Source organism: Rhodobacter capsulatus (assembly GCF_052363185.1).
Lineage (GTDB): Bacteria > Pseudomonadota > Alphaproteobacteria > Rhodobacterales > Rhodobacteraceae > Rhodobacter > Rhodobacter capsulatus_E.
In genome coordinates this window covers 795,389-822,364 of sequence record NZ_CP198955.1, presented here as the reverse complement: position 1 = coordinate 822,364, position 26,976 = coordinate 795,389, and the positions used below count along the sequence as shown (strand labels likewise).

General features: G+C 69.5%; 28 protein-coding genes. 6 read left to right on the top strand and 22 right to left on the bottom strand.

Annotated features, from left to right (window positions below):
* Positions 1–107: 107 nt before the first annotated feature.
* Positions 108–3,161 carry a hypothetical protein gene (locus tag ACTTAG_RS04235; RefSeq protein WP_444464312.1) on the top strand — a complete coding sequence of 1,018 codons (3,054 nt, stop codon included), beginning with the start codon at positions 108–110 and terminating at the stop codon, positions 3,159–3,161.
* 146 nt (positions 3,162–3,307) lie between these two features.
* Entirely contained in the window at positions 3,308–5,203 is a 1,896-nt protein-coding gene (locus ACTTAG_RS04230; protein WP_444464311.1) for a cation:proton antiporter domain-containing protein, read from the top strand.
* Between the two features lie 72 nt (positions 5,204–5,275).
* On the opposite strand, the gene ACTTAG_RS04225 is transcribed toward ACTTAG_RS04230, so the two are convergent.
* The 5 genes from ACTTAG_RS04225 to ACTTAG_RS04205 all read right to left on the bottom strand — a co-directional run bounded on the left by ACTTAG_RS04225 (position 5,276) and on the right by ACTTAG_RS04205 (position 10,602).
* Positions 5,276–5,785 carry a CarD family transcriptional regulator gene (locus ACTTAG_RS04225; RefSeq protein WP_013068497.1) on the bottom strand — a complete coding sequence of 170 codons (510 nt, stop codon included), beginning with the start codon at positions 5,783–5,785 and terminating at the stop codon, positions 5,276–5,278.
* Positions 5,786–6,160: 375 nt separating this feature from the next.
* Positions 6,161–6,499 carry a ferredoxin FdxA gene (fdxA, locus tag ACTTAG_RS04220; protein ID WP_013068498.1) on the bottom strand — a complete coding sequence of 113 codons (339 nt, stop codon included), beginning with the start codon at positions 6,497–6,499 and terminating at the stop codon, positions 6,161–6,163.
* 339 nt (positions 6,500–6,838) lie between these two features.
* Complete coding sequence (locus tag ACTTAG_RS04215; protein ID WP_444464310.1) at positions 6,839–7,120, bottom strand: RNA-binding S4 domain-containing protein; 282 nt, start codon at positions 7,118–7,120, stop codon at positions 6,839–6,841.
* 3 nt (positions 7,121–7,123) lie between these two features.
* A complete protein-coding gene (locus ACTTAG_RS04210; RefSeq protein WP_444465195.1) occupies positions 7,124–10,009 on the bottom strand; it encodes a helicase-related protein in 2,886 nt (961 codons plus the stop codon).
* A 32-nt stretch (positions 10,010–10,041) separates the two neighbouring features.
* Positions 10,042–10,602, bottom strand: a complete 561-nt coding sequence (locus ACTTAG_RS04205; protein WP_444464309.1) for a tetratricopeptide repeat protein — start codon at positions 10,600–10,602, stop codon at positions 10,042–10,044.
* A gap of 62 nt (positions 10,603–10,664) precedes the next feature.
* Between ACTTAG_RS04205 and ACTTAG_RS04200 the strand changes: the two genes are divergently transcribed.
* Entirely contained in the window at positions 10,665–10,952 is a 288-nt protein-coding gene (locus ACTTAG_RS04200) for an SCP2 sterol-binding domain-containing protein (protein WP_444464308.1), read from the top strand.
* Positions 10,949–11,887: an alpha/beta fold hydrolase gene (locus ACTTAG_RS04195; RefSeq protein ID WP_444464307.1), complete on the top strand. Its 939-nt coding sequence runs from the start codon at positions 10,949–10,951 to the stop codon at positions 11,885–11,887. The genes ACTTAG_RS04200 and ACTTAG_RS04195 overlap by 4 nt, the downstream gene beginning before the upstream one ends.
* Before the next feature lie 46 nt (positions 11,888–11,933).
* Here the strand turns inward: ACTTAG_RS04195 and dacB are convergent, their stop codons facing one another.
* The 8 genes from dacB to ACTTAG_RS04155 form a co-directional block, all read right to left on the bottom strand.
* Positions 11,934–13,382 (bottom strand): D-alanyl-D-alanine carboxypeptidase/D-alanyl-D-alanine endopeptidase, encoded by a 1,449-nt coding sequence (dacB, locus tag ACTTAG_RS04190; protein ID WP_444464306.1) that lies wholly within the window; start codon positions 13,380–13,382, stop codon positions 11,934–11,936.
* Entirely contained in the window at positions 13,373–14,002 is a 630-nt protein-coding gene (locus ACTTAG_RS04185) for a nicotinate-nucleotide adenylyltransferase (RefSeq protein ID WP_444464305.1), read from the bottom strand. Before ACTTAG_RS04185 ends, dacB begins: the two co-directional genes overlap by 10 nt.
* An 82-nt stretch (positions 14,003–14,084) precedes the next feature.
* Positions 14,085–15,131 carry a diguanylate cyclase domain-containing protein gene (locus ACTTAG_RS04180; RefSeq protein WP_444464304.1) on the bottom strand — a complete coding sequence of 349 codons (1,047 nt, stop codon included), beginning with the start codon at positions 15,129–15,131 and terminating at the stop codon, positions 14,085–14,087.
* A complete protein-coding gene (locus tag ACTTAG_RS04175) occupies positions 15,128–15,718 on the bottom strand; it encodes a heme NO-binding domain-containing protein (protein ID WP_444464303.1) in 591 nt (196 codons plus the stop codon). The genes ACTTAG_RS04180 and ACTTAG_RS04175 overlap by 4 nt, the downstream gene beginning before the upstream one ends.
* A gap of 62 nt (positions 15,719–15,780) precedes the next feature.
* Positions 15,781–16,059 (bottom strand): hypothetical protein, encoded by a 279-nt coding sequence (locus ACTTAG_RS04170; RefSeq protein WP_444464302.1) that lies wholly within the window; start codon positions 16,057–16,059, stop codon positions 15,781–15,783.
* Positions 16,007–17,575, bottom strand: coding sequence for a hypothetical protein (locus ACTTAG_RS04165; protein ID WP_444464301.1), 1,569 nt, complete (start codon positions 17,573–17,575; stop codon positions 16,007–16,009). Before ACTTAG_RS04165 ends, ACTTAG_RS04170 begins: the two co-directional genes overlap by 53 nt.
* A gap of 55 nt (positions 17,576–17,630) precedes the next feature.
* On the bottom strand, positions 17,631–18,326 hold the full coding sequence (locus tag ACTTAG_RS04160; RefSeq protein WP_444464300.1) for an HAD family hydrolase: 696 nt from the start codon (positions 18,324–18,326) through the stop codon (positions 17,631–17,633).
* Between the two features lie 9 nt (positions 18,327–18,335).
* On the bottom strand, positions 18,336–18,602 hold the full coding sequence (locus tag ACTTAG_RS04155; RefSeq protein WP_444464299.1) for a DUF3572 domain-containing protein: 267 nt from the start codon (positions 18,600–18,602) through the stop codon (positions 18,336–18,338).
* A 104-nt stretch (positions 18,603–18,706) separates the two neighbouring features.
* Here ACTTAG_RS04155 and ACTTAG_RS04150 point away from each other — a divergent pair, with 104 nt between their 5' ends.
* Complete coding sequence (locus tag ACTTAG_RS04150) at positions 18,707–20,107, top strand: diguanylate cyclase (RefSeq protein ID WP_444464298.1); 1,401 nt, start codon at positions 18,707–18,709, stop codon at positions 20,105–20,107.
* 68 nt (positions 20,108–20,175) lie between these two features.
* On the opposite strand, the gene ACTTAG_RS04145 is transcribed toward ACTTAG_RS04150, so the two are convergent.
* The 4 genes from ACTTAG_RS04145 to ACTTAG_RS04130 all read right to left on the bottom strand — a co-directional run bounded on the left by ACTTAG_RS04145 (position 20,176) and on the right by ACTTAG_RS04130 (position 22,405).
* Positions 20,176–20,733: a periplasmic heavy metal sensor gene (locus ACTTAG_RS04145; RefSeq protein ID WP_444464297.1), complete on the bottom strand. Its 558-nt coding sequence runs from the start codon at positions 20,731–20,733 to the stop codon at positions 20,176–20,178.
* 17 nt (positions 20,734–20,750) lie between these two features.
* Positions 20,751–20,948 carry a hypothetical protein gene (locus ACTTAG_RS04140; RefSeq protein WP_444464296.1) on the bottom strand — a complete coding sequence of 66 codons (198 nt, stop codon included), beginning with the start codon at positions 20,946–20,948 and terminating at the stop codon, positions 20,751–20,753.
* A 188-nt stretch (positions 20,949–21,136) separates the two neighbouring features.
* Positions 21,137–21,721 (bottom strand): RNA polymerase sigma factor, encoded by a 585-nt coding sequence (locus ACTTAG_RS04135; protein WP_444464295.1) that lies wholly within the window; start codon positions 21,719–21,721, stop codon positions 21,137–21,139.
* Between the two features lie 78 nt (positions 21,722–21,799).
* Positions 21,800–22,405: an EF-hand domain-containing protein gene (locus ACTTAG_RS04130; RefSeq protein ID WP_444464294.1), complete on the bottom strand. Its 606-nt coding sequence runs from the start codon at positions 22,403–22,405 to the stop codon at positions 21,800–21,802.
* A gap of 169 nt (positions 22,406–22,574) precedes the next feature.
* Here ACTTAG_RS04130 and ACTTAG_RS04125 point away from each other — a divergent pair, with 169 nt between their 5' ends.
* The gene (locus ACTTAG_RS04125; protein ID WP_444464293.1) at positions 22,575–23,288 is read left to right on the top strand and encodes an NUDIX domain-containing protein; all 714 of its coding nucleotides are present in this window, start codon (positions 22,575–22,577) and stop codon (positions 23,286–23,288) included.
* Positions 23,289–23,290: 2 nt separating this feature from the next.
* Here ACTTAG_RS04125 and ACTTAG_RS04120 read toward each other — a convergent pair whose 3' ends face one another.
* The 5 genes from ACTTAG_RS04120 to ACTTAG_RS04100 form a co-directional block, all read right to left on the bottom strand.
* The gene (locus tag ACTTAG_RS04120) at positions 23,291–23,794 is read right to left on the bottom strand and encodes a lipocalin family protein (RefSeq protein ID WP_444464292.1); all 504 of its coding nucleotides are present in this window, start codon (positions 23,792–23,794) and stop codon (positions 23,291–23,293) included.
* Positions 23,782–24,126: a hypothetical protein gene (locus ACTTAG_RS04115; RefSeq protein WP_444464291.1), complete on the bottom strand. Its 345-nt coding sequence runs from the start codon at positions 24,124–24,126 to the stop codon at positions 23,782–23,784. The genes ACTTAG_RS04120 and ACTTAG_RS04115 overlap by 13 nt, the downstream gene beginning before the upstream one ends.
* Positions 24,104–25,150: an aldo/keto reductase gene (locus ACTTAG_RS04110; protein ID WP_444464290.1), complete on the bottom strand. Its 1,047-nt coding sequence runs from the start codon at positions 25,148–25,150 to the stop codon at positions 24,104–24,106. The genes ACTTAG_RS04115 and ACTTAG_RS04110 overlap by 23 nt, the downstream gene beginning before the upstream one ends.
* A gap of 69 nt (positions 25,151–25,219) precedes the next feature.
* Positions 25,220–25,870 carry an aminotransferase class IV gene (locus tag ACTTAG_RS04105; RefSeq protein ID WP_444464289.1) on the bottom strand — a complete coding sequence of 217 codons (651 nt, stop codon included), beginning with the start codon at positions 25,868–25,870 and terminating at the stop codon, positions 25,220–25,222.
* A complete protein-coding gene (locus ACTTAG_RS04100) occupies positions 25,810–26,940 on the bottom strand; it encodes an aminodeoxychorismate synthase component I (RefSeq protein WP_444464288.1) in 1,131 nt (376 codons plus the stop codon). The genes ACTTAG_RS04105 and ACTTAG_RS04100 overlap by 61 nt, the downstream gene beginning before the upstream one ends.
* Between the last annotated feature and the right edge of the window lie 36 nt (positions 26,941–26,976).

Genomic DNA, 26,976 nt, shown 5'->3' with positions numbered 1-26,976 from the left:
TGCTTTACCTAGATTTCAGTGCTGCGGTGCCGGTATCGGCGCCCCTATCCCTGTGTTAATGCTGCGGCGCCGTGACGGGCGCCCCGCCCCTGTGTTGAAGCCAAGGCATGAAACCGAACTTCGCCCTCAATCTCTCGCATGACGGTATCGGACTGCTTCACCGCACCAAAGGCGGCTGGGAGCGGGTGGGAGAGGTGGCGCTGGACGCCCCCGATTTCGGCGAGCGGCTGACGGCGCTGCGCCGGGCGGCGAAATCGCGCGCGCCCGAGGGGGTGACCACGAAGATCGTCGTTCCCGCCTCGCAGATCCTTTACACCGAGATCGAGGCACCGGGCCCGCAATCCGCCGTGCGGCGTCGGCAGATCGCCGATGCGCTGGAGGGTATGACGCCCTATGCGGTCTCCGATCTGGTCTTTGACTGGTCGGGCACGGGCGCTGTGGTGCAGGTCGCCGTCGTCGCGCGCGAGACCCTGACCGAGGCCGAGGCCTTTGCCGAGGATTGCGGCTTCTGCCCGGTCTCCTTCGTCGCCGCGCCCGATCCGGGGCAATTCGCGGGCGAGCCCTGGTTCGGCATCACCACCATCGCCCCGGCGCATCTGCCGCAGGGGGCGCGGATCGAACGCGATCAGGACGCGCTGCCGGCCGGGCTGCTGCAAACGCCCGCCCCGGTCGCCGCGCCGGAGCCGGAGACTGAGCTGGAGACGGTGGCAGAGGCCATGCCGGAACTGGAGCCCGTGGCAGAGCCCGCCCCGATTGCAGAGAGCGCCGAGGTGCCCGAGGAAGCGCCGCCGCTGGACGACCTCGTGCCGCCGCCCGCCGTCGAAGCCGAAGCGGTCGCAGCGCCCGAACCGGAAGCCGCGCCGCCCGTCGCCGCGGAACCCGAACTGGAACCGCAGCCGGAACCCGAACCAGAACCGTTGCCGGAACCGGAACCGGAACCGGAACGGTTGCCGGAACCGGCGGCGCGCGAAAGCTTGGATGTGCTGGCCTCGCTCGACGATGTCCGGCTGACCGGCTTTGACGATATCGCGCCGCTGAAGATCGAGATGCCCGAGGCCGAACCGAAGGCTGACGCCGCAAAGGCCGAGACCGAGACAGATACCGAAACCGGGGCGGCGACGGTCGCCGAGGCCGAGGCGCCCGTGCGGCCCGGCGCGGCGGCCCGCAAACCGCTGCCGGGCGCGGCCCGCCCCGGGGGACCGGGCAAGGCCCGCGCGGGCGGCCCGAACGGCCCCCGTGCCGCGGGCGGTCAGGGCGGCGGTCAGGGACCGCGTGCGGGTGCGGGTGCGGGTGGGCCACGTCCGGGTCCGGGCGGTCCGCGGCCGGGTCAGCGCAAGCCGCTGATCGCGGGCGCCGAACGGCCGACCCCGGCCGATCCCGGGCGCGAGGCCGCCCGGTCCGCAATTCCCCCCGAACCGATGCTCACGGCCAGGGACAGCGCGCAACCGGAGGCGCCCGGCGCGGCCGAACGGCTGCGCCAGGTCGCCGAGGATGGCCGCAGGCTGGCGGCTCTGGGCACGGCGGCGCTGGGTGCGACCGCGGGCAAGGCGATGGCCAAGGCGCGCGACCTGCGCCCGAAAGCCGGGATCGCGCCCGTCAGCCCCGAGACCGCGGCCTCTGACGCCCAGCCCGCGACGGCGCAGGGCAAGACCGTCTTCGGCGCCCGCAAGGCCGACAGGATCGGCGGCAAACCGAAATACATGGGCGTGACGCTTCTGGCCGGGCTGGTCGCCTTCCTTGTGATCGCCGCGCTCTGGTCAAGCTTCCTGATCGGGCCGGAAGACCCGGCTCCGGCCTCCGACAGCCTCGCCCCCGCCGCCAGCACCGCCCCGCCGCCGCTTGCGGCGCTGCAAGACAGCCCCGCGATGAGCCTGGCCGAGGCCGAGGCGAAGGCACAGGCCGAGACGAAGCCACAGGCCGAGACGGGCGCCCCCGCGACGCCTGCCCCGGCGGCACCGGATCCAACCGCGCCCGCGGCAACGCCCACCCCTGCGCCGGAAGCGACGGTCTCGTCCTCGCAGCTGGTGTTGCCCGCCTTGCCGACGCTGCCGCCGCAGCCGCCCAGCCTCCCGGCGGCGGCTCCGACAGCGGCACCGGCGCAGCAGGCCAGCCCGCCGCAACCGGCCGCGCCGGTGCCGCCGGTCGCGGCGCCCGTTGTCACGCCGACCCCGGGCGGCACGCTGGCACCGGGCGGCTTCACCTTGTTCTCGGGCAAGCCGCCCGCAACCTCGAAACCGCGCCCGGCCTCGGTCAGCCGCGCCGCCGAGAAAGCCGCCGCCGAAGCGGCCGCCGCGGCCGAAGCCGCGCAAAATCCGGCCGTCGATCCGGCGCTGGCAAAGGCCCGCCCGAAGGCCCGGCCCGCATCGGTCGTCGAAGCCGCCGCGAAAGCCGCCGCCGCCCCGCCGGTTCCGGCCGCCCCCGCCGAAACGGCCCCCGCAGCCGGCCCGGCCGCAAACCCGGACGATGGCGCGCTGCTGGCTCCGGGTCTCTCGCCCGATCTGGCCGCGGTGTTGAGCCGGGCGCAACCGAAAGCGCGCCCGGGCTCGGTCGAAAAGGACGCTGCCGCCGCCCTGGCCGCGGCGCAGGCCGCCGAAGCCGAAGCCCAAGCCGAGGCCGAACGGCTCGCTGCCGCCGCCGTCCCCGAGCCGGGCCTTGTCGCCTCGCGCCGTCCGATGGCGCGGCCGCGCAATTTCGACGCCGCGGTGCAATCGGCGCTGGCCGCCGCCATCGCCGCCGAACCGGCTCCGCCCGCCCGCGTGGCCGCCGCCGCGGCGCCGCAGCCGGTGGCCGCCCCTGCCCCGCCCAAACCGGTCCGCGCCAAACCCTCGCCGCCGCCCGAACCGACCGTGGTCTCCAGCCCCGATGTCGAGACCGGCGAGGTCGAATCCGCCCCGGTGACGACGCGCGGCCCCACCGCCGCCTCGGTCGCGCGCGAAGCGACGCAGAAGAATGCGCTTGATCTCAGCAAGATCTCGCTGATCGGGCTTTATGGCACGCCCAGCAGCCGCCGCGCCCTGGTGCGGATGCCGAACGGGCGCTTCTTCAAGCTGCAGGTCGGCGACCGGATCGACGGCGGCCAGGTCACCGCGATCGGCGAAAGCCAGATGACCTATCAAAAGGGCAACCGGCCGATCACGCTCAAGCTGCTCAAGGGCGGCTGAGCCGTTCACATCCGGTAACAGGGCTGAAACCTCGGGCTTTTGCGCTTGGCGCAAAAGCCCTTTGTCGTTAGGTTTGGCCCATCCCCCGCGCGTGACGCCTGCCGCCGCTGCCCCGCAGCCGGGCGCCCTTGTTTGAACGAGATTTCATGGAAAGCTTCCTGCTGCAGGCCACGCTGTATCTTGTCGCCATGGTCGTGGCGGTGCCGCTGGCGACGCGGGCGGGGCTGGGCTCTGTGCTGGGCTATCTGATCGCCGGGGTCTGCATCGGTCCGGTGCTGGGGCTGGCGCAGGGCGAGGCGCATGACCTGCAGCATTTCGCCGAATTCGGCGTGGTGATGATGCTGTTCCTGATCGGGCTCGAACTCGACCCGCGGGCGCTGTGGTCGATGCGCGACAAGCTGGTGGGCCTTGGCGGTCTGCAGGTGCTGATCACCACCACGGCGGTGGCGCTGGCGGCGCTGGCGGTGGGGCAACCGCCCCGGGCGGCGATTGCGCTGGGGGCGATCCTGTCGCTGTCCTCGACCGCGATCGTGGTGCAGATGCTGACCGAAAAGCGGCTGATGCAGACGGCGGGGGGGCGGTCGGCCTTTGCGGTGCTGCTCACGCAGGATATCGCGGTCATTCCGATGCTGGCGCTTCTGCCGCTGCTGGCCCTGCCCGGGGCGCGGGAACTGGCCCGGGCCGAGGCCTCGGGCCATGGCGCGGCGGCCTTTCTGGATGTGCTGCCCGCCTGGGGGATGACCCTCGTCACCCTGGCCGCGGTGGTGCTGGTGGTCGGCATCGGGCATTTTCTGGTGCATCCGCTGTTTCGCTTCGTGCAGGGCTCGAAGCTGCGCGAGATCCATACGGCCGTGGCGCTGATGCTGGTCGTCGGCATCGCCTCGCTGATGAATCTGGTCGGGCTGTCCCCGGCGCTGGGGACCTTTCTGGCGGGCGTGGTGCTGGCCGATTCCGAATTCAAGCATGAGCTGGAAAGCAGCCTTGAGCCGTTCAAGGGCCTGTTGATGGGGCTGTTCTTCATCGCCGTGGGCGCGGGCATCGACCTCGACGTGCTGTACGCCGGGCCGCTGAAGATCGCCGCGCTGGTGCTGGCGCTGGTGGCGCTGAAGGCGGCGGTGCTTTACGGGCTGGCGCGGCTGTTCGCGCTGACCGGCACGGATCGCTGGCTCTTCACCTTTGGTCTGGCGCAGGCGGGGGAATTTTCGCTGGTGCTGGTGTCCTTTGCCACGATGCAGCGGATCCTGCCGCCGCCCGTGGCGGAAAAGGCGCTTCTGGTGATCGCGCTGTCCATGCTGCTGTCGCCGATGCTGTTTTTGCTGCATGAGCGGCTGGCCCGACGGACAAAGCCCGCCACCGCCCGCCCCGCCCCCGACCAGATCGACGAGGAACAGCCGATCATCATCGCGGGCGCCGGGCGCTTTGGCCAGGTGGTGAACCGGATGGTGACGATGTCGGGCTTTCGCACCACGGTTCTTGATGCCGATCTGAAGACGGTGCAGACCCTGCGCACCTTTGGCTTCAAGGCCTGGTATGGCGACCCCACGCAGCCGCAACTTCTGGCCGCGGCGGGGCTGAGCCGCGCGCGCGTGCTGGTGGCGGCGCTGGATGACAAGGAGGCGACGAACCGGCTGGTGGCCTATGCCCGCAAGGAGCGGCCCGAACTGCATATCATCGCCCGCGCCCGCGACCGCTATCACGTCTACGATCTTTACGCCGCGGGCGCCGATGACATCGTGCGCGAGATGTTCGACAGCTCCTGCCGGGCGGCGCGCTATGTGCTGGAAAATGTGGGCCTGAGCGACTTCGAGGCGCATGAGCTGGAACGGCTGTTCTGGAAGCTTGACCGCGCCGCGGTGCGCGATCTGGCCGAGGTCTGGAAACCCGGCGTCGAGGCCGAAAAGAACGCCGAATATGTCGAGCGGATCAAGGCGCTGAACACCGAGTTCGAGGCGCAGATGCTCGCCCATTTCACCGAGCGGCGGCGGCAGTCCGATGCGCAGGGCAAGGCGCCGCAGGATCGCGACGTGATCGAGGAGGGCTGAGGCCCCGCCCCCGTCCGCGGAAACGAAAACGGGCCCCGGCGGGGGCCCATTTCCTGTCTGCAAATCCGGCAATCAGGCGGCGCGGCCGACCAGAACCTCGTCGACCTTCTTCGCGGCCCCGGCCTCGTCGGTGCCCGACACGGCTGCGACTTCGCGGGTCAGCCGCTCCAGCGCGGCTTCGTAAAGCTGACGTTCCGAATAGGATTGTTCGCGCTGATCATCGGCGCGGTGCAGGTCGCGCACCACTTCGGCGATCGACAGCAGGTCGCCCGAATTGATCTTCTGTTCGTATTCCTGGGCCCGACGCGACCACATCGCCCGCTTGACCTTGGCCTTGCCCTTCAGGGTTTCCAGCGCCTTGGTCACCACGTCGGGGCTCGAAAGACCGCGCATGCCGATATCCACCGCCTTGTGGGTCGGAACGCGGAGCGTCATCTTGTCCTTCTCGAACGAGATCACGAACAGTTCCAGCCGCAGCCCGGCGATTTCCTGTTCCTCGATCGAGATGATCTTGCCGACGCCATGAGCCGGATACACAACGAAATCGTCCGGACGGAATTCGGTCTTCTTCATTTTGGTCATTCAGTCGCTTCCTTGCACCCGGTGACGGCCCCGTTACAGACCAGAAAACACCCACGGCACGGAAGATGCCGCGTTGTCGGGTTTCTGGCGTAAGAAACCCCGGCAGACGAGCAGTTCTGCGCGGGGGCGGGGCGTTCTCCTTTGTAACAATCTTATAGCACAAAAATCAGCCGATTCATAGGCTCGCGCGGGGGAACATGCGCGTGAGCGACCGAATTTCGCGAAGGAAACGGAGTTTTGCCTTAATGTCGTGAGCCCCGCCGCAGCGACGAATCGGCGCAGGGGCGACCGAAGGCCCGGGACGGGCCCTCGCAAAGGGGCAGAGGCGTCGCGCGGCGACTCAGCGGCGACGCGGGGGACCGGGGACGGCCCGGATCAGTCGCCGGTGCCGGGATTCGGCGAGAAGTATTTCTCGCGCTTGCCGGTCTCGCCGTCGTATTTCTTGTGGTCCGGCATCGGGTCCTTCTTGATCGTGATCACCGGCCATTGGCTCGCATAGGTGCGGTTGAACTCGACCCAGTCCTCCATGCCCGGTTCGGTGTCCGGACGGATCGCATCGGCCGGGCATTCCGGTTCGCAAACCCCGCAATCGATGCATTCATCGGGATGGATCACCAGCGTGTTCTCGCCCTCGTAGAAGCAGTCCACCGGGCAGACTTCCACGCAGTCGGTGTATTTGCAGGCGATGCAGTTGTCGGTGACGACATAGGTCATTCTTGGAACCCCAATCTTTGGCGCAGGGTTTTCCTAGCCCCCCGGGGGCGATCAATCAAGAGCAGGAGATATACAAAAACCGGGTGCGGCGAAGTGCCGGGGGGCCGGGGCGGGTCGGATCGGGCGGAACAGGAAAGGCACGGCCTTTCCCCGCCCGCATCGCGCGGTTGTCGGCAAGGCCGCATCCCCGGGCGTGACAGAGGCCAGCGCCTGCCCCGGCGGGCGAGAAGCGCCCGCCATGGGCGGGGCGGGCGCTGGCCGGGACGCTTTGGCGCCCCGGCGGTCATGGGGCCGATGTCCCGCATGACCTCGGCAATGGCCTCGGTCACGGCAAATCGGTCAGCCTTCCTCCGCCGCCCCGATCAGGTCGTAAAGCGTCGCGGCTTCCGGCGCGGGGCCGCGGCGCGTGCCGCAGGCCAGAATGCGCAGCACCCGCACCTCGGCGCCCAGAACCAGCGTCAGCACGTCGCCCGGACCCACCGCACGGCCGGGCTTTTCAAGCCGCTGCCCGTTCACCCGCACCCGGCCCGCGGTGACCAGATCAACGGCCAAGGCGCGGCTCTTTGCGAACCGCGCCTGCCAAAGCCATTTGTCGATGCGGATGCGATCGCCCTCAGCCAAGGATCAAAGCTTGCCCTTGAGCCCCATCAGCGCCGCGGCAAAGGGGTTGTCGGGGTCGATCGGCTTGTCTTTCTTCGGCGGGTGGGCCTCGAAACCGCGGCCGCGGTCGTCTTGCGGCTTGCCCTTGCCCCAGGGCTTGCCGCCCTTGGGACCGCCCTTGCCACCCTCGCCGCCGAACTTGCGCTCGCCGCGCGGGCCGTCCTCGTCGCGATGACGCGGCTTGCCGCCCTCATGGCGCTTCTCGCCGCCCTTGTGATCGCCACCTTTGTGCGGACGGTCCCCGCCCTTGGCCTCGCCACCGCGATGCTCGCGCGGGCCGCGATGCCCCTCGCCCCCCTCGCGCGGTTCCCGACGCGGGCCGCGCTCGGGGCGCGGACGCGGCGCCCAGGCGAAGGTGTAAAAGGTTTCCATCTCGACCGGCGCCGCCTCGACCACGGCTTCGGCCTCGGCGAGCGGCGAGGCCTCCTCGGGGATCGGATTGTCCGAGCCCGCCTCGGGCGCCTTCACCTCGACCACGGGCTTCGCCTTTTCGCGTTCGCCCTTTTCGGCGCGATAGCCAAGCCCGCCCATCAGATCGGCGAATTGTTCCAGCGTCATCCCGGTGATCGACAGCATGTCGGGCGTGGCCTCAAACCCCGCCTTGCTGTCTTGCGTGCGCAGCATGTCGGCCAGACGCTCCAGCATGTCGATGCGGATCGCCCGCACCCCCGCCGGACGATAGCCCGAGCGCGTATAGGCCGAAACCGGCACTTCCGCGATATAGGGGATCGTCACCAGACCGGGCGGCGGGCTTTCGGGAAACTCGGCGAGCCCCTCCCAAAGCGAGGCCAGCACCAGCCGCAGCCGCGTCGGCGCGGGTTTCAGCAGCAGCTGCTGGAAGATCGTGTATTGGCCAAAGCGCACGCCATGCTTGCGCAGCGCGCCGCGGGCCTCCTGATCCAGCTCCTTGACCTCGGCCGCGACGCCGTCGCGCGGCAGGATGCCCATATGCTCGACCAGACGGAAGGCGAAACCGCGGGCCAGACCCGTCAGCGCCTCGTCCCGGCTCATCGCCAGAAGCGGCTCGAAGAGCGCGGCAATCTTGCGGTCGATGAAATGCTGCAGACGGCGACGCACCTTTTCGGCAACCTCGGGACCGGCTTCCTCGTCCACGAACGCCTCGACCGAGGGTTTCAGCGGATCGGCGCCCTTGACGAGCTTGCCCACCGCCAGCGTGCCCCACATCAGGCCACCTTGCTCGGTGAAATCCATCTCGGTGTCGGGGGCATTGTAGAAGCGGTCGGACCGCAGGCTGAATTCGGGCTTCAGCGCCTCATAGGCGGCCTTCGCCAGCATCTTCGCCTCGTCGGGCGAGGACGTGGTGTCCTGCCGGAAGCGGAAGCCCTCAAGACGGCCGGCGAATTCGCCTTCGACCATCACTTCGCCCTTGTCGTTCACCTCGGCCACGAGGGTCTCCTTCTGCTTGAGCCGCCGCAGCAGAACACTGGTGCGCCGGTCCACAAATCGTTGGGTCAGCGCGCCATGCAGCGCATCCGACAGGCGGTCTTCTACAGCGCGCGTCTCTTCGCGCCAATGGGTTTCGTCATCCACCCAGCCTTTGCGTTGCGCAACATAGGTCCAAGTGCGGATGAAGGCGAGACGTTTCGACAAAGTGTCGATATCGCCCGAGGTCCGGTCGATGCGTTCGATCTGGGATTTCAGCCAGTCCGAAGGCACGCCCTTGCCCGTCTGCAGAAAGCCGAAGATGCGCGCCAGAAGCGTGGCATGTTCGGTCTCGGAAATCGAGCGGAAATCGGGGATGCGGCAGGTGTCCCACAAAAGCCGCACATCCGCGGGCACGCGCACGCGGTCGCGGATCTCGGGCATCTCGGACAGGCTTTTGAGCGCGCGCAGGTCATCGGCCTCGCGCCCGCGGCTGAGCCATTCGTTCTGGGGCGCCTCCTCAAGCGACTGGATCAGCCGCGCGACGGTGCCGAATTCGAGCCGCGGATTGCGCCATTGCAGCCGCTGGATCGGCGCAAAGCGGTGCTCCTCGATCGCTTCGATCACCTCCTCGGGCAGGGGATGCGCCTCGCCGGTGATCCCGAACGTGCCGTCCGTCGTGTGCCGCCCGGCCCGGCCCGCGATCTGGCCCAGCTCATGCGGGAACAGATGCCGCATCCGCCGCCCGTCGAATTTGGCCGTGGCGGAGAAAGCGACATGTTCGATGTCAAGGTTCAGCCCCATCCCGATCGCATCGGTGGCGACCAGATAATCGACATCGCCGTTTTGATACATCGCCACCTGCGCGTTGCGGGTGCGCGGCGAAAGCGCCCCCATCACCACCGCCGCGCCGCCCTTCTGACGGCGGATCAATTCTGCGATCGCATACACATTTTCAACCGAAAAGCCGACAATTGCCGCCCGCGGCTTCATCCGGCTTATCTTTTTCGAACCTGCCCACGAAAGTTTGGACAAACGCTCGCGCCGGGCGAATTGCACTTTTGGAACCAGCGCCGCGATGGCACCCTTCATCGCATCCGAGCCCAGAAACAGCGTCTCGTGCAACCCGCGCATGTAGAGCAGCCGCTCGGTGAAGACATGGCCGCGTTCGGGATCGGCGCAAAGCTGGATCTCGTCGATGGCGACGAAATCGGCGCCCACTTCGGGCATCGCCTCGGTGGTGCAGACCCAGTATTGCGCGCGCTCGGGAACGATCCGCTCTTCGCCCGTGACCAGCGCCACGACCGAGGGGCCCCGCGCCTTGACGATGCGGTCATAGACCTCGCGCGCCAGCAGCCGCAGCGGCAGGCCGATCACCCCGGTGCGATGCGAGAGCATCCGCTCGATCGCATAATGGGTCTTGCCGGTGTTCGTCGGCCCAAGGACCGCGGTGATCCGCCCCGTCATCGCCTGCCCGTCCTCGCATTCCCCCTGCAGGCTCACAAGGTGATGCCCGCAAGCTCCTTTTCCAGCCGCGTGATCGAATCCTTCACATCCTGCTGATGCGGGTTCAAGGCGAAAGAGGCGCGAAAGGCCGAAAGCGCCCGCGCCTTGTCGCCCATGTCGGCCAGGATCATGCCCAGCCCGGCCAGTGCGCCCCAATGACGCGGCTCCAGCCGCAGAACCTGGGCGATATCGGCCATCGCGGGGCCAAGCTGGCCCGCCATGTAATAGGCGCTCGCGCGGGCATTCCAACCTTCGGGAAAATCGGGGGCGTGATCGGTCAGCGCGGTCAGATGCGCGATCGCGGCGGGCAGATCGCCCGCATCCAGCGCCTCTTCGCCCCGTTTGAGAAGCAGATCCATCGCCGCCGAACCCGACCGCGACCAGGCCCGGCGGATGTCCGATTCGGCCACCTCCCAGCCCGGATAGGAAGGATCGGCCAGCTCTGCGAATTGCCGCTCCAGCCCCGCGGTTTCGGCCCCGGCGGAAAAACCGAGGTTGACGAATACGGCAACTGCCGCAACGATACATTTGTCTCTGACCGAAAGCGCCCGCATAAGGCAAGTCTAACCCATACGCCGCAAAAATCGAGGGGGCGGCGTTCACAATCGGAGGTTCCATGAGCAAAGTCATCGAAAAAGCCGTCGAACAGCTGGCAGCCAAACTGCCGAACGGCTTTTCGTCCACCGCGAAATTCGTCATCACCGGCGAAGGCGCGATCATCTGCGACCCCGATGGCGTGCGGGCGGGCGACGATGCGGCCGATGTCACGCTGACCTCGGATGTCGACACCTTCCGCGGCATGCTGGAAGGCACGGTCAACCCGACGATGGCCTTCATGACCGGCAAGCTGAAGATCGACGGCGCGATGGGGCTGGCCATGCAGCTGGGCTCGGCGCTCTCGTGATCGAGGGGGCCCCGCTGTTTCACGATCTGGCCGCGGGACCCGCGGGGGGGCGGGCCTGGTGGCTGCATGCCTCCGACGGGGTTCGGCTGCGGCTGACGCAGTGGGGCGCGGGGGCGAAGGGCACGGTGTTCCTGTTTGCGGGCCGGGCCGAATATGCCGAGAAATATGGTCCCGCGGCAGTCGATCTGGCGGCGCGGGGCTTTGGCACGCTGGTGATCGACTGGCGCGGACAGGGGCTCTCGGACCGGCTGATCGCCGATCCGGTCAAGGGCCATGTCGGCAAGTTCAGCGATTATCAGCGCGATGTCGATGCGATGCTGGCGGCGGCGGCGCGGCTGGATCTGCCGCGGCCCTGGGTGGTGCTGGCGCATTCGATGGGCGGCACGATCGCGCTGCGCCGGCTGATGGGGACGCATCCGTTTGACGCCGTTGCCTTTTCCGCGCCGATGTGGGGCGTGGGCCTGCCCCGGCTGATTGCCCCCTTCGGGCCGCTTCTGTCGCGGATGACCGGATCGAGCCCCTTCGCGCTGGCCTATGCGCCGGGCTGGGGACCGGTCAGCTTCGTGCATCGCGCGGGGTTTCACGACAATTTCCTGACCTCCGATCCCGACATGTGGGGGATGCTGGTGCGGCAGGTGGCCAAGGCGCCCGAACTGGCGATTGCCGGGGCGTCCCTGCATTGGGTGGCGGAAGCGGTGCTGGAATGCAAGGCGCTGGCCGCCCTGCCCGCGCCCGATCTGCCCTGCTATTGCGCGCTTGGCACGCAAGAACGCATCGTGCCGCAAGCGCCGATCCGGGCGCGGATGGCCGGTTGGCCGCGCGGGCAGCTGGCGCTTTTCGACGGCGCCGAGCACGAGGTGATGATGGAAGGCCCGCAGATGCGGGCGCGGTTTTACGACGCCTGCGCGGCGCTGTTCGACGCCGCCCGGACCTGAGGGACCGGCCGCCCCCGCCCAGCGGCCGTCCCGCGCGCGAGGCGGGTCAGCCGTAAAGCGTCGCCCAGCGGGTGATCAGCTGGCTTTGCAAGAGCTTCGAGCGCCCGACCCAGCCGCGCGAGCCCTCGACCTCTTCGGCGTCCCGGCTGCGCGCCCGCCGCGCCAGATCGCCGGTGAAGATCGCAAAGGTCAGTTCGGTGCCGTCGGGCGCGGTGATGTAGCCCGTCAGCGTCGAGACGAAATTCAGCGTCCCGGTCTTGGCATCGACGCGGATCGTCTGGCCCTTGACCTTGCCGCCCGCCTCGTCGCGCAGGTTGAACGGCTTCATCAAGCCCCGCAGCCCGACCCCGGGGCCCAGCAGCGTCACCGCCTTGACCATCTCGATCGGGGCGATCCGGCCCTCGGCGCCCAGGCCCGAATGATCGACCAGCCGCGCCCGCGCGCCGCCCAGCTTCGCCGCCAGCCAGTCGCTCATCGCCGCGCCCGAGGCCCCGCGCGCCGCATTCGCCCCCCGCGCCGCCGAGGCCGTCATCCCCACCGCCTCGGCGGTGATGTTGGTCGAATATTTCATCATCGCCCGCAGGATCTTCGGCAGATCCTCGGAGGCGCGGGCCGCCAGCAGCTGCGCCCCGCCGGGCAGGCCGCGCACCGGCTCGGGGGTGGGCAGGTCGATCCCCTGCGCCCGCGCCAGCGTCTGGAACACATCGCCCGCATAGGCCTCGGGCAGGCGCACCGGCAGCCAGCGGCTGCCCGCCTTGCCCAGCGCCCCCGCCGCCACCGTCCAGTGCTCCTTGCCGCCCGACTGGCGATAGTCGAAGAGCGGCGCCTGACGCGACACCGCCGCCACATCGGCGGTATAGACCCTGGGCACATGGCGTTCGGACCGCGCATCCATGCCCAGCGCATAGCCGTTCTTGCCGCGTTTCCATTCGAAATGGACGCGGTTGTAATTCAGGATCAGCCCGGAAATCGACGGGTTGTAGCCCACATGCACCGGCTGATCGGCGGCGATCACCTCGGCATAGGGCAGCGCGCCGCCCCAGACCAGAAACCGCCCGGTCACGCCGCGGACGCCCTTTTGCGCCAGATCCGCCGCCAGATCGGCCAGCCCGTCGGTGCTCAGCGTCGGATCGCCGCCGCCCGCCAGGATCAGATCGCCCTGCACCCGTCCGCCCGAAACCGGCCCCGTCGCCAGCAGCCGGGTCTGAAAGCGGAACCGCGGCCCAAGCGTATCCAGCGCATAAAGCGTGGTGATCGTCTTGGCGGTCGAGGCGGGCGCCATCGGCTTGCCGCCATCGCGCGATTCGAGCACCAGCCCGGTGCGGGCATCGGCCACGACATAGCCGACATCGCCCCCCAGCCGCGCCGCCGCGATCAGCTCCTCGCCCGAGAGCATCCGCAGCGCCGCCCCCTCGGCGCGCAGCACCGCAGGCGCCGCCAGCACCGCCCCCGCCGCCAGAACCCCGCCCAGAACGCCCCGCCGCGTCACGTCCATTCCCGTCTCCCTTCGGCTGCGCCGCGCCAGCCGCCCCCGGCGCGGATCGCGGAAGAGGACAGGTCCGACATCGGCATCTGCACGAAACACCAGGCAGGCAAGTCGGCGCAAGCCAGAAGCCGCGCCGCATCGGCCCGAAGCCGTGCGCGCGCGAAGATTTGTGCCGCCCGTGCCTGCCGCGTCACCATCCGATGCCCCGGCCGCGCCAGCACCCCCACCGGCACCCGCGCCAGGATCGCGCGCCAATCCTCCCACAGGTGGAACTGCGCCAGATTGTCGGCCCCCATCAGCCAGACGAAGCGCACCCCCGGATAAAGCGCCGTAAGCCGCGCCAGCGTCTGCGCCGTGTAGCGCGTGCCCAGCCCCGCTTCGAGCCCGGTCACCACCACCTTCGGGTCCTGCATCACCCGCCGCGCCTGGGCGATGCGGCGCGCCAGCGGCGCCGGGCCGCGGGTCTTCAGCGGATTGCCCGGGCTGACCAGCCACCAGACCCGGTCGAGCCCGAACCGGCGCAGCGCCTCGCGGGTGATATGGGCGTGACCGGCATGGGCCGGGTCAAAGGACCCGCCCAGAAGGCCGATGACCTGGCCGCGCGTGGCGATCGGAAACCCCTGTCTCATGCCCCTGCCCTATCCGATCGCTCCGGGCTGCGCCACCGGCTTGTGACAGGCCGGTAACGGCGGCCCCCTTCGGGCGGCAGGCTCAGGCCAAAGGCCCCGGACCAAAGCGCAAAGGCGCGATCGTCCAGCGCCCGCGCCCGCTGCGTTTCGACTGGTAAAGCGCGGCATCGGCTTCGGCCAGCAATTCCTCGGCGATGATCGGGCGGCATTCGAGCGCGATCGACACCCCGATCGAGGCCGAGATCCGGCAGCCGACGCCATCCAGGGTGATCGGCTCCTCGATCCGGGCGATCAGCCGCTCGGACAGGGAATCGATCATCGCCCGTTCGACCGGACCGCGCAGCAGGATGATGAATTCATCGCCGCCCAGCCGCGCCACCAGATCGCCGCGCCGGACCTGGTCGCGCAGCACATGCGCCGCCCGCACCAGCACCGCATCGCCCGCGGCATGGCCGAGCGTGTCGTTGACCTGCTTGAAGAAATCCAGATCGAGATGCAAAAGCGCAAAGTTCCGCCGCCCGCTGGCCGCCGATTTGATCGCATGGCCCAGCGCCGTGTCGAAGGCCCGCCGGTTCGCCAGACCGGTCAGCGGGTCAAGCAGCGCCTCGGTCTCGGCCTCGCGCCGGGCGACCTGCAGCCGCCCGGTCAGCGCCGTCAGCTCCCCCAGCACGGCGGCCTTCGCCTCGGCCAGGAACAGGAATTCCATCGCCAGATCCGAGGCGGCGAAATCCGCCTCGGTCAGGCCGAAATAGCGCACCGCCTCGGACAGCTGGATGCCGAAGGACAGGTTGACCAGCACATCGGTCTGATCCCCCGGGCCCAGCGTCACCGCAAGGCCGCGCAGGTTGAACATCGGATAGCGCACCAGCGTCAGATCAAGCCGCCGCCCGGTCAGCGCGGCCTCGCGCCCCTGTTCCATGCCGCGGGCGCGGCGCAAGGTGAAATGGCGCGCGAAACTGCCGCCAAGCGCCGCCGCGCCAACGATCCGCGCCAGCGTCGGCCCCATGCCGCGGATCTGCCCGCGCGCATCCAGCCACAGGAACATCGGCATCAGCCGCCCCAGCATCTCGCTGCTCAGCGCCACGGTCGGCTCGGGCGCCGCGGGCTCGATCGGGTCGATCCGGGTCATTGCACCTCTCCCGGTTCAGGGGGCGCAAGGTCGAACTGGCGCGCGACGTAATAGGTGGTGAAATGCAGCTCGACCTGCACCCGTTCCACCCCGTCGCGCGGGTCGAGCAGGTCGATCAGCACCAGCGCCCCGTAATCATCGGCCATCGCCCGCATCAGCCCCGCCATCACCGCGCCCCAGCCCGGAAACCGGCCGCGCACCAGAAGGGTGAACCGCCCCTGCGCCTCGGTCTGCAGGGTCAGTTCCGGCAGTTCCAGTTCGGGCAGGGCCATTTGCGCCCGGCCCTGCAGATCGTCGAGCGAAAACAGGAATTCCAGATAATCCGGGCCCCCGAACCGCAGCAGCCGGCGCAGCGATTCGGTCTGCGCCACCTCGGCGCCGATATCTTCCAGCAGCGCCTCGCGGGTTTTGCCGGTCAGGCCCTCGGCCAGCGTCAGCAGGGTTTCGGTCATCCCGTCGTCATAGCGCAGCAGCGCCTCGAACCCCTCGGGGCCAAGGCGCAGACGATCAGCCACCTCGCGCCAGACCGGGGCGCCGTGGTGCTTGCACAAAAAAGCCTGAATGGATTTGTTGACGATACCGAGCATGGGGCCTCCGGGCGCAGACGATAGCGCAGGCGCCTTAACAAACCCCGAATCTGCGTTTGTTCTCAGGGTTGCAAGGTGATCTGCCAGGCCCCCGCCTGCAACGCCTGCAAGGTGAGCGGGGCGATCACCGGCGCACCCTGACGCAGCGCCGCGATCAGCTCCGCGCCGCGCACCTGCGCCCCGAAATCGCGTCCCGAATCGCCCGGAGAATCGCCCGCAGAGCCTTCCCCGGCCGCGGCGGGCCCGCCGATCACCAGCGCCCGCCCCGCCCGCCAGGCGCCGGGGCCGTCACGGCGGAACACCGTGACCGGGTCGCGGGCCGGATGCGCGGTCAGCAGCACCGCCTCCGGGCCCGTCGGCTGCGCCAGCAGATCGGCCAGAACCACCACGCAGCCGGGCGCATCGGCGGGCCTGCGCGGCGCGCAATCGCCCAGCTGCGCCGGGCCCAGATCCTGCGCCACCGCCCGGTCGAGCCCCTCGGGCCAGGAGGCCCCGGCGGGCAGCAGCGTCACCTCTGCGCGCAGCCGGTCCAGCGCGCCGGGGGGACAGATCCGCGCCCGCATGGTCGAAATCCCACCGGCTCGCGGCGCCCTCAAGCCGCTGCAGCCGCGCCGCCAGGTCGGGGTCCGCCGCCGCCCGCGCCTGCAGCGCCAACAGCCCCTGCTGCCCCGCCCGGCCCCAGTCGTGCCGCATCTCCCACAGCGGCAATTGTGCCACCGTGCTCTGCCCCGCCGTGAACCGCGCCAGCTGCGCGCGCACCGCGATCGCCTCGGGCGAGACGAGCGGGGTCAGCCACAGCGCCGCCAGCGCGAGGATCGCCAGCGCCATCGCCACATTCACCCGCCGCAGCGTCGCGCGCCAGCGCCGCCCCATGGCCAGCGCCCCCAGATAGCCCAGCGCATAGCCCGCCGTCACCCCCGCCAGCGCCGCCGCCACCCAGCGCCCCGGGGTCCAGCCATATTGCCCCACCCGCAGCGCCAGCGCCCAGATCGCGAGCCCGGTCAGCACCGGCAAAAGCGCCATCAGCCCGCGCGCCGAAAGCGTCAGCACCCGCCCCTGCGCGGCCTCGACATCGTCCTCGTCCGCCACGATCGAGATCAGCGCCACCGCGGCCAGGGCCGTGCCCAGCAGCGCCCCGGCGACCGAGACCTCGCCAAACAGCGCCCCCGGACCGCGCAGCGGCACCGCCGCCACGAAAATCGCCACCACCCCCAGCACCACCGGCGCCAGCAGCCGCAGCAGCCGCAGCAACAGGAAGGGCGAGACCGTGTCGGCCAGATCCGTCACCACCGACAGCCCCAGCCCCAGCGTCGCCCCGGTGATCAGCCACAGCCCCAGATCGTCGCTCAGCACGTCGTGCAGGACCGTCACGCCGACCAGCTGCAAAAGCGCCCCCAGAAGCCACAGCACCAAAAGCGCCAGCGCCACGAACAGCCCCGCCGAGACATAGCGCACGACGATGTTCCAGCTTTCGGTGAACAGCACCCGGTAATCGGTCAGCCCCGCGCGCCCGCCCAGCCCGAAGGCCACGGCAAAGGGAACCGGCATCATCGCCAGCACCGCCACCGCCGCCATCGCATGCCCGCTGCCCAGCATCGCACTGCCAGAGCCGAACTCGTGCAGCTCGAGCGCCGCCAGCGCCGCCGCCACGGTGCCGATCCCCGCCGCAAAGCCGACCGCCCGGCGCATCCCCAGATCCGCCACCATCGCCAGCGCGCCGAAGACGAAGGCCCCCGTCAGCACCAGCGCCGGCACCGCAAGCCGCCACATGTCCAGCCGCTCATAGGCCTCGAACACCCCCCAGAACGCCGCGCCGCCCAGAAGCCCGATCAGGATGAACTGCAGCCGACTGCTCATGGTGCCCTCCGTTTGCACAAGCTTAGTCCGCCCCGCCCCGCTTGGCGAGCGCCCGTCATGACAGCGCGAGCCAGCCCGCCAGATCGTCGATCGTCGGCAAGACCACATCCGCCGCCGGGGCCAGCGTCGCGCGCGGGGCCGGGCCGGTCAGCACCGCCACCGCCCGCATCCCCGCTGCCCGCGCCGCCGCCAGATCGTGCAGGCTGTCGCCCACCATCGCAACCTGCGCGGGTGCGACGCCCAGATGCGCGGCAAAGGCCAGAAGCTGGCCCGGTTCGGGTTTTCCCCCAAAACCACTGTCATAGCCCGCGATGAAGTCGAAAAAGCCGCAAACGCCCTCGCGCTCCAGTTGTGCCCGCGCCGAGGATTCGCTGTCATTCGTCGCCACGCCCAGCCGCAATCCGGTCGCCCGAAGCCCGCCCAGACAGCGCGCCAGATTGACGGCCGCCACCTGCGGGGCGCGACATGCCGCCGCATCCAGATCGCGCACCAGCGCCGCAATCGACTGCCCGGGCAGGTGCGGCGCGATCAGCGCCGCCACCTCTGCCACCGTGCCCGCGATCACCGGCGAATGCTGCCTGAACCGCCCCGCCGCCAGGTCATAGCCGATCGCCTCCGCCAGCCGCCCGGCCAGCGCCGCATCGCCCCCGGCCAGATCGAAAGTCACCCCCCGCGCCCAGGCCCCCCAGGTCGCGTCAAAGTCGAAAAGCGTGCCGTCCTTGTCAAAAAGGATCGCTTCAATATCAGTCACTTGAAGACCTCACGTCCAGTTCCGACCGGCCTGGCCATCCAGCACCGCCGCGGCCATCGCCAGCTCTTCGGGGCGCAGCCCCAGCGCCGCCGCGCAGGACCGCACCCAGTCATCCTCGCGCAGCAGATGCGCCAGAACCGCGCGCTGCATCGCCGGCTGCGCCGCCTCGGCCCGGACCTGCGCCGCATCCGCCCCGCTTGCCCCCAGAAAGGCCAGCCAGACCGCCTCCTCGCCCGCCATCCAGCCCAGCGCCCGGATCGCGAGAATTTGTGCCAAATCCCGCTCCAATCTGTTTCACTCCCGAAATTGAAAGAGTTTGTTAAGCTTTGGGTAGCCATGATAGGCTCCGCGGGCGGCAGGTTAAAGGAGCGGGACGGTTCATGGCAGGGAAAATCCTGATCGTGGACGATGTGGCCACGAATCGGATCGTATTGAAGGTCAAGCTTTCGGGCGCCCGATACGAAACGGTTCAGGCTGGCACGGGACAGGAAGCTCTGCGTCTGGTGACGCTGGAGCTGCCCGATCTTGTCCTGCTGGATGTGCAATTGCCCGATATCAGCGGCATCGAAGTCTGCCGCCGGTTGAAATCAAGCCCGCTGACCCGGAATCTGCCGGTGATCATGGTCACCGCCTTCCCCTCGCCCGAGACCCGGCTGGAGGCGCTGCGGGCGGGCGCCGATGATTTCATCGTCAAACCTTTCGAAGAACTGACGCTGCTGGCCCGGCTGCGCTCGCTGATGCGGATGCGCGAAACCGACGAGGAATTGCGGCTGCGCGAAAACACCTGCCACGAGCTGGGCTTCACCGAACCGCCGATGCCGATGGCCGAGCAACCGGCGGTGATCTGCCTTGTCGCCCCCGACCGCGAAACCTGCGTCGGCTGGAAAAATGCGATGTCGCGCTTCCTGCCGCAGGACACGCTGCGGGTGCTTGACTACAACGAGGCGCTGACCGCCGCCGCCGAGATGCCGCCGCCCGATGCCTATGTGATCTCGGCCGATCTGGCGCGGCCGGGCGAAGGGCTGCGGCTGATGTCGGAACTGCGCTCGCGGGCCGGGTCGCGCCATGCGGTGATCTGCATCGCGGTGCGCGAAGGGGCGCGGGAAACCTCGGCGGTGTCGCTGGATCTGGGCGCCTCGGATCTGACGCCGGCGAAGCTCTCCGATCCCGCCTTTGCCGAGGAAGCGGCGCTGCGTCTGCGCGCCCATATCACCCGCAAGCGCCGCCATGACCGGCAGCGCGAACGTGTCGCCGACGGGCTGCGCCTTGCCCTCGTCGATCCGCTGACCGGGCTTTACAACCGCCGCTATGCGATGCCGCATGTGGCACGGCTGGCCGAACGCTCGCGCCACAGCGGGCGGCATTTCGCGGTGATGGTGCTGGATATCGACCGCTTCAAATCGGTGAACGACACCTATGGCCATGCCGCCGGTGACCGCGTTCTGGTCGAGGTGGCGCGGCGGCTGACGACGAACCTGCGCCAGGTCGATCTGGTCGCCCGTGTCGGCGGCGAGGAATTCCTGATCGCCATGCCCGAAACCTCGCTTGATGCCGCGCGCGCCACCGCGGAACGGCTGTGCCGGGTGATGGAAGAAACCCCCTTCGAACTGGCCGAGGGGCATGAATTGCGCATCACCGTCTCGATCGGGCTGGCGCTCGGCGGCGGCCATGCGGCCACCGGCACGGTGGATCAGGTGATCAACCAGGCCGACCATGCGCTGATGGGCTCCAAGGCCGAGGGGCGCAATCAGGTCAAGATCTTCAAGCTGCCCGCCGCCTGAACGCCACCAGCTGCGCAAACCAAAACCCCCGGCGTTTCGGCCGGGGGCGGGGTCCATCCTGATCGGGGTCAGTCTTTTGGCGGCTTGTCGCGCTCGGACCGGCGTTCTTCCAGCCGATGCGCGAAGCGCTCGATCCCGTTGCGCAGCCGCTCGACAAAGCGCTGGCGCTGCTTCGGCGTCATCTTTTCCAGCCGCTCCAGGATCAGCGTCTCGCCGATGTCCATGCGCTTGAGCGTGCGGGCGCGCATGTCGGCCAGCACCGCCCGCACCCCCGCCGCATCGAAGGGCTCGGCGGTCAGCGCCGCTTCGAGCCGGGTGAAATCCGACCGCATCTGCGCCTGCATCGCCGGGAAATTCGCGCCCCGCCCCTCGGCCGCCTGCCGCATCGCCAGCCGGTCCTCGCGGTTGAAAGCGCCGCCAAGCGGCCCGAAGGTCAGCGCATCCGCGCCCCTTTCCAGCGCGGGCGGCGGCGGCGGCTGCAGCCGATGCGCGATCACCCCCCCCGCGACCGTCCCCAGCACCAGAAAATTCAGCGTCACCGAGCCGATGAACGCCCATTTCATCCAGCCCCGCAGCCCGGCCCGCGGCGCGGGATCTTGCGGCGGTGTCGTCGTCTCGTTGGTCATCGCCGTCTCTCCCCCGGTCATTCCGTCACCGCCAGCGCCAGCACATCGGCATCGGGCAGATAGCTGTCCGCCTCGGCCGTGACCGTGCCAAAGGTGCTGCCAAGCCCCACCGCCTGCACCAGCGTCGGCGCCCCGGCCAGACCGATCCAGAGCCCCGCCACCGTCGCCGTCGCCATGCCGCCCGCAAAGCCGCCCAGCGCCGCCCAGCCGCCCAAAGCCGCCGCCAGCGCCGAGACCAGCCCCCCGCCTGCGCGGCCGTGGCGGCGCCGCGACGGCCCGGGCCTGCGCGGCCGCGGCAGCCGCGGTCAGCCGGGTCAGAAATTCCGCCGAAGGTTCGGGCACCGCCGCGCGCGCGGCGGCGCGGAAGAACCGTTCCAGATCCGCAGCCTCGTCGTGATGTCTGTCAGTCATGGCCATACCCCAGTTCCGCCCGCCGCGGCGCCAGTAGCTGCGCCAGCGTCCGTTTTCCCCGCGCCGTCAGGCTTTCCACCGCCTCGACGCCAATTTCCATCGCCGCCGCGATCTCGGGGTTGGTCAGCCCCTCGAGATGGCGCAGCACCACCGCTTGCCGCTGCCGCGCGGGCAGCTGCGCCAGCGCCAGCTCCAGCGCCTGCGCCCGGTCGGTCTCGATCATCCCTTCCAGCGCCGAGGCGGCGCCATCGGGCAGTTCGGGCGCCTCGTCCAGCCCGACCCCGCGGCGGCGGCGCAGCCGGTCCGTCGCCAGATTGGTCACCACCCGGTAAAGCCAGGTCGAGACCTTGGCCTCGCCCGTGCGCCAGTCCGGGGCGATCTTCCAAAGCCGCAACAGCGCTTCCTGCGCCAGATCCTCGGCCTCGGTCCGGTCGCCCAGCATCCGCACCGCCAGCCGATAGGCGAGCGGCCCGAGCCGCTCCACCAGCGCACGCGCCGCCGCCCCGTCGCCGTTGCCGTAAAGCACCAGCAGGGTTTCGTCGGACAGGCTGCGGGTCTCGTCGAATGCCATTTCCATCGGTCCCAGGACTTAGCGCCAAACCGCCCCTGCGGCAACCGCGGCCCCCGCCTTCGGGGGGCCGCCGTCCTCGCCGTCTCAGTTCTGGCCCGGCGCGACCCAGCCCCAACCGTCCTGACCGCGCGGCCCGTGATCCTTCGGGCCATGCCCGCCGCGGCGATCCTGCATCCGCGCCATCTTCGCCTGCATCGCGGCGCGCGCCTTGGTCAGCTCTTCCTCGGTCACCGCGCCGTCATTGTCGGCATCGACCCGGTTGAAGAGCCGCGCCGCACCGGGCGGAACCATCATCTCGGCCGCCGAAAGCTTGCCGTCGCCATCCGCATCCTGCGCCGCGATCCGCGCCGCAACCCGCCCCTCGACGCGGGTCTTTTCCTGCGCCATGTCCGCCGCGATCAGCTCTTCGGCGCTCAGAAGACCGTCGCCATTCGCGTCGATCCCCTTGATCCGATCGGCCCGACCGGCCTGCACCTCGGCCATCGTCACCTTGCCGTCGCCGTCCTTGTCGAAGGCCTTGAAATCGAACTGCGGCCAAACCGGGCCCATCGCGCCCGGCCCCATCATCGGCGCCATGCCCGCCGGCGGCTCGGCGGGAGCCTCCTGCGCCACCACCGGCAGCGCCGAGCCCAGCGCCACGCTCGTCGCCAGAACCGCCATCATCGTCTTTTTCAGGATCGTCGTCATCATCGTCACTCCTTGTTGCGGCCCCGTTCCCTGCCGCCGATGATCACCAAACGCCGCGCGCTGCGGTTTCCGTCGCGGCTCGCGAAGCCGTGAAACCGGCGCGGCGGCGGCAAACCCCTTCCCCCGGCGCGGCGGCTGCGGCTAGACTGGGCAAAACCGCCTGCGAGGCCCGATGATCCCCCCCGACGCCCAACCCGCCAAACCTGCCCCCGACAAGACAGCCCTGCGCGACGCCGCCACCGTGCTCGTGCTGCGCCGCGACCTGCCCGCGGGCCCCGCCGTGCTGATGGGGATGCGCGGCGCGGGGGCGGCTTTCATGCCGTCGAAATATGTCTTTCCGGGCGGCGCGCTGGATGCCGCCGATGCCGCCGTGCCCCTTGCGCAGCCGCTGCCCGCGTCCGATGCCGCACGGCTGGCGCTGGATGCGCCCACGGGGATCGGCCCGGCGCTCGCCGTCGCCGCGATCCGGGAATTGTGGGAGGAAACCGGGCTGATCCTTGGCACCCCGGGCGCCTGGAACGACCCGGTGCCCGAAGACTGGCAGGGCTTTGCCGCCACCGGCCATCGCCCCTCGGCCGCGGGGCTGCGCTTCGTCTTTCGCGCCATCACCCCGCCCGGCCGCCCGCGCCGCTTCGATGCGCGGTTCTTTCTGGTCGATGTGGCGGAAATCGCCTCGGACCCTGACGATTTCTCGCGCGCCTGCGACGAACTCAGCCACCTGCATTGGGTGCCCCTGACCGAGGCGCGGGCGCTGGCGCTGCCCTTCATCACAGAGGTCGTGCTGACCGAGGTGCAGGCAAGGCTTGCCTTCGACACGGCCGAGCCCGCCTCGATCCCGTTTTTCGACAACCGCGGGCCGCGGGCGACCTTTGCCCGGCTCGGCTGATCTCAGCCGCCGATGCGGCTCAGATCATAGCCATTGAAATCAAGCACTTCGCGCGCGGCGGCCAGCAGATCGCCGCGCCCCTTGCCCGGACGCACCAACACGACCGCCCAAGCGCCCGAAGGCGTGCCCAAAGCCGCCACGCGGTAATCCTGATCGACCCACAGCACCCAGACCGGCTCGCGGCCATAGCCCTTGTCGGGCGCCATCCGCCCGCCCGGGCCGGTCAGCACCGCCCGGCCTTGCAGCACCGCGGGCACCGCCCCCGTGCAATCGACCCCCGACAGCGCATAGGCGCCACGCCCGTCCCAGCGCCAGCTTTGCTGCGCGCCGCCACAGCGCGGCGTCGCACTCATCGCCACCTGCCAGTCGCCGCCGAACCGCGCCGGATCGAACAGCGCCGCCGAGGTGATCATCCCCTTCGGATCGCGCAGCGGCGCCGTGGGCGCGGGCGCCTTGCCCCCGCAGGCGGCCAGGGCCAGAAGCCCGGCCAAAATCACTCGACGCATTGGTTCACCTCGATCCCGGCATCATTCAGCACCGCGTTGCAGCCCAGAAGCGGCGTTGCCGGGGCGCAGGTCCGCGACCGCGCCAGGCATTCCCCCGCGCAATCCGATCCCGCGCGGCAGGACTGGCCCGCGTCGCCGGTGCGGGTGATGCAATATTCCATCTTGCCCATGCGCGCCCATTGCCCGCCCTTGCCCTCGCACAGGGTCCGGGCGGCGGCCACGGCCTCGGGCCCGCCGCCCTGCAAATCGGCCGCGCCGCCACCGGGCTTGCAGGCGGCCAGAACCGCCACCAGCACCAGCGCCAGCGCCCTAGAACGGCATCGGATGGCCATGATGCACCCTTTCGATCGCGCCAAGCAGGGTCTTGTCCAGCACCATCCCCGCCGCATCGAGCGACTTTTCCAGCTGCCCCACCGAGGTCGCGCCGATGATCGGCACCACCGGGAAGGGCCGCTGCAGCACCCAGGCAATCGCCATCGTCACCGGATCCAGCCCCGCCTCGCGCGCAAGGCCCACATAAAGATCGGCAATTTCAAAGGCGCGCGGATTGGACCGCCCGCCCAACTCGCGGTTGATCGACCGGCGCGAGCCCGCAGGCACGGCGCCGCCCGAATATTTCCCGCTCAGCATCCCCGTCGCCAGCGCCGAATAGGCCAGCAACGTGATGCCTTCGTGCACGGCCACCTCGGCCAGATCGGTGTCGAACAGCCGGCACATCAGCGAATATTCGTTCTGCAGGCTGGCAACGCGTGGCCCATGCCCCGCCTCGGCCAGCCGCAGCGCCGTCATCACGCCCCAGGCGCTGTCATTCGACAGGCCAAAGTGCCCGATCTTGCCCTCGCCGCGCAGCACGGCGAGCGTCTCCAGACAGGCGCAGAAATCCTCCTCGATCTCGGCCTTGCCCGGCTGTTTCGTCGCGTTGAACTTCCAGTTCTGCCGGAAATGATAATCGCCCCGGTTCGGCCAGTGGAACTGATAAAGCTCGATGTGATCGGTCTGCAGCCGCCGAAGCGAGCCCTCGACCGCGGTGCGGATCGTCGCCGGGGTGATCGGGCCGCCGTCGCGCACCGCCTTCATCGCGTTGCCAGCAACCTTCGTCGCCAGCACGACATCCTTGCGCCGCCCGGTCTTCGCAAACCAGGTCCCGATGATCTCCTCGGTCCGGCCGACGGTTTCGGCGGAAATCGGGTTGACCGGGTAAACCTCTGCGGTGTCGATGAAATTCACGCCGCGGTCGAGCGCCAGATCAATCTGCGCATGACCCTCGGCTTCGGTGTTCTGCGTGCCCCAGGTCATCGAGCCCAGACACAATTCACTGACCATGACGCCGGTGCGCCCCAGTTCCACTTTCCGCATGATGCCCCCTTCGGTTAGCGCTGACCCTGCCACAGCGGGGGGCGATTTGGAATCCCTCTCGACCCGCGCTCAGATCACTTCCGCCGGAACCAGCCCGCGCAAAGCATTGCCCAGAAAGAACCGCCCCTCGGTCAGATCGGACCAGCGCAGAACCGCTTCCCGCGCGCGGCCGGTGGCAATCAGCTTCGCGCGCAACACGCCCGGCAAAGCGCCGCACCCCAGCGGCGGCGTCCACAGAAGATTGTCGCGCCACAGGAAGACATTGGTGATCGTGCCTTCGACCACCTCGTTGCGTTCATTCAGAAAAATCGCCTCGTCCCAGGCCGCGGGCAGCTCTGCCCGGACCCGGTCATACAAATGCCGCTCGGTCGATTTCACCTGCCGCCACGGATCATCCGAGGCCACCCGCCCCGCAGCCAGCCCCGCCCGCCACAACGATTTCGCCTTTGGCAGCGGCGCCGTCGTCAGCTCGGGCACCCCATCCAGCCCCACCGTCAGCCGCAGCCGCAACGGGTCCGAGGCGCTGACGGTTTCGATCATTTGCTCGACCCGCCACAGGTCGCAGTCGATCCCCAGCTTGCGACACCCGGCCTCAAGCCGCGCCATGTGATGCAGGATCAGCGCCACCCCCTCGCGGGGGGCCCAAAGCATGGTCTCGATCAGCCGCACATCGGCGGGGGCGCCGTCACGAAGGCCGCCTTGCTCAGTGCTTCCGCCCATTCCGCCGCCCCCTCGCTGTCATGCACCACCCCGCCGCCGACATTCAGCACCGCCACGCCCTGACGCAAGGTCAGGCTGCGGATGGCCACGTTGAACTCCATACCGCCCGTCGGCGCAAGCCAGCCGATGGAACCACAATAAACGCCGCGTTGACCGGGTTCGAGCTCGCGAATGATCTGCATCGCGCGGATCTTTGGCGCCCCGGTGATCGAGCCACAGGGGAAAAGTGCCTGACAGATCTCATGGAAATCAACGCCTTGCCGGATCTGCGCCGTGACGGTCGAGGTCATCTGATGCACCGTCGCATAGGTCTCGATGTCGTAAAGCGCGGGCACCTTGACCGATCCGATCTCGGAAATCCGGCTCAGATCGTTGCGCAGAAGATCGACGATCATCAGGTTTTCGGCGCGATTCTTTTCCGAGCCTCGCAGCCAGTCCACCGCCTGCGCATCCGCCGCGGGCGTCGCGCCGCGCGCCACCGTCCCCTTCATCGGCCGCACCGTGGCCCGGCCCGCAGCGTCGATGGCGAAAAACAACTCGGGCGAGCGCGAGAGCACCGCAAACTCCTCCGCCTCGACCAGCACGCCATGGCCCACCGGCTGCACCGCCTTCAGCCGGGCGTAAAGCGCCCGCGGATCGGCGACGCAGCGGGCCTGCAGCGGAAAGGTCAGGTTGATCTGATAGACGTCGCCTGCGGCGATATAGTCCTGCACCCGGGCAAAGGCGCTCAGGTAATCAGCCTGCGTGATGGCGGGGGCAAACTGCGGCGCCAGAGCCGCGGGCGGCACTTCCGGCAGCGGTGCTTCGGGCGCGTCATAGACGCCGAAGAGCATCAGCGGCACCGCGCGGTTTTCGGGCAGAATGGGCACGAGCTTCGCCGAAAAGGCATATCCCAGCTCGTAGCTCAGCATCCCCGCCAGCCATTTCCCCGACGCCCGCGCCCGGGCGATGGCGGCAAAGGCCGGGCCGATTTCGGCCGGGGTCTCGGCCCGGATCACCGTGGAAGGCCGCGCAAACCGCGCGGCCCGGCCCTCCGGACCGCGGTCGAATTCGAAACTCAGGCTGGCCACGTTACCCTCGCGCTCACTTCGCCCCAATAAAGCGGG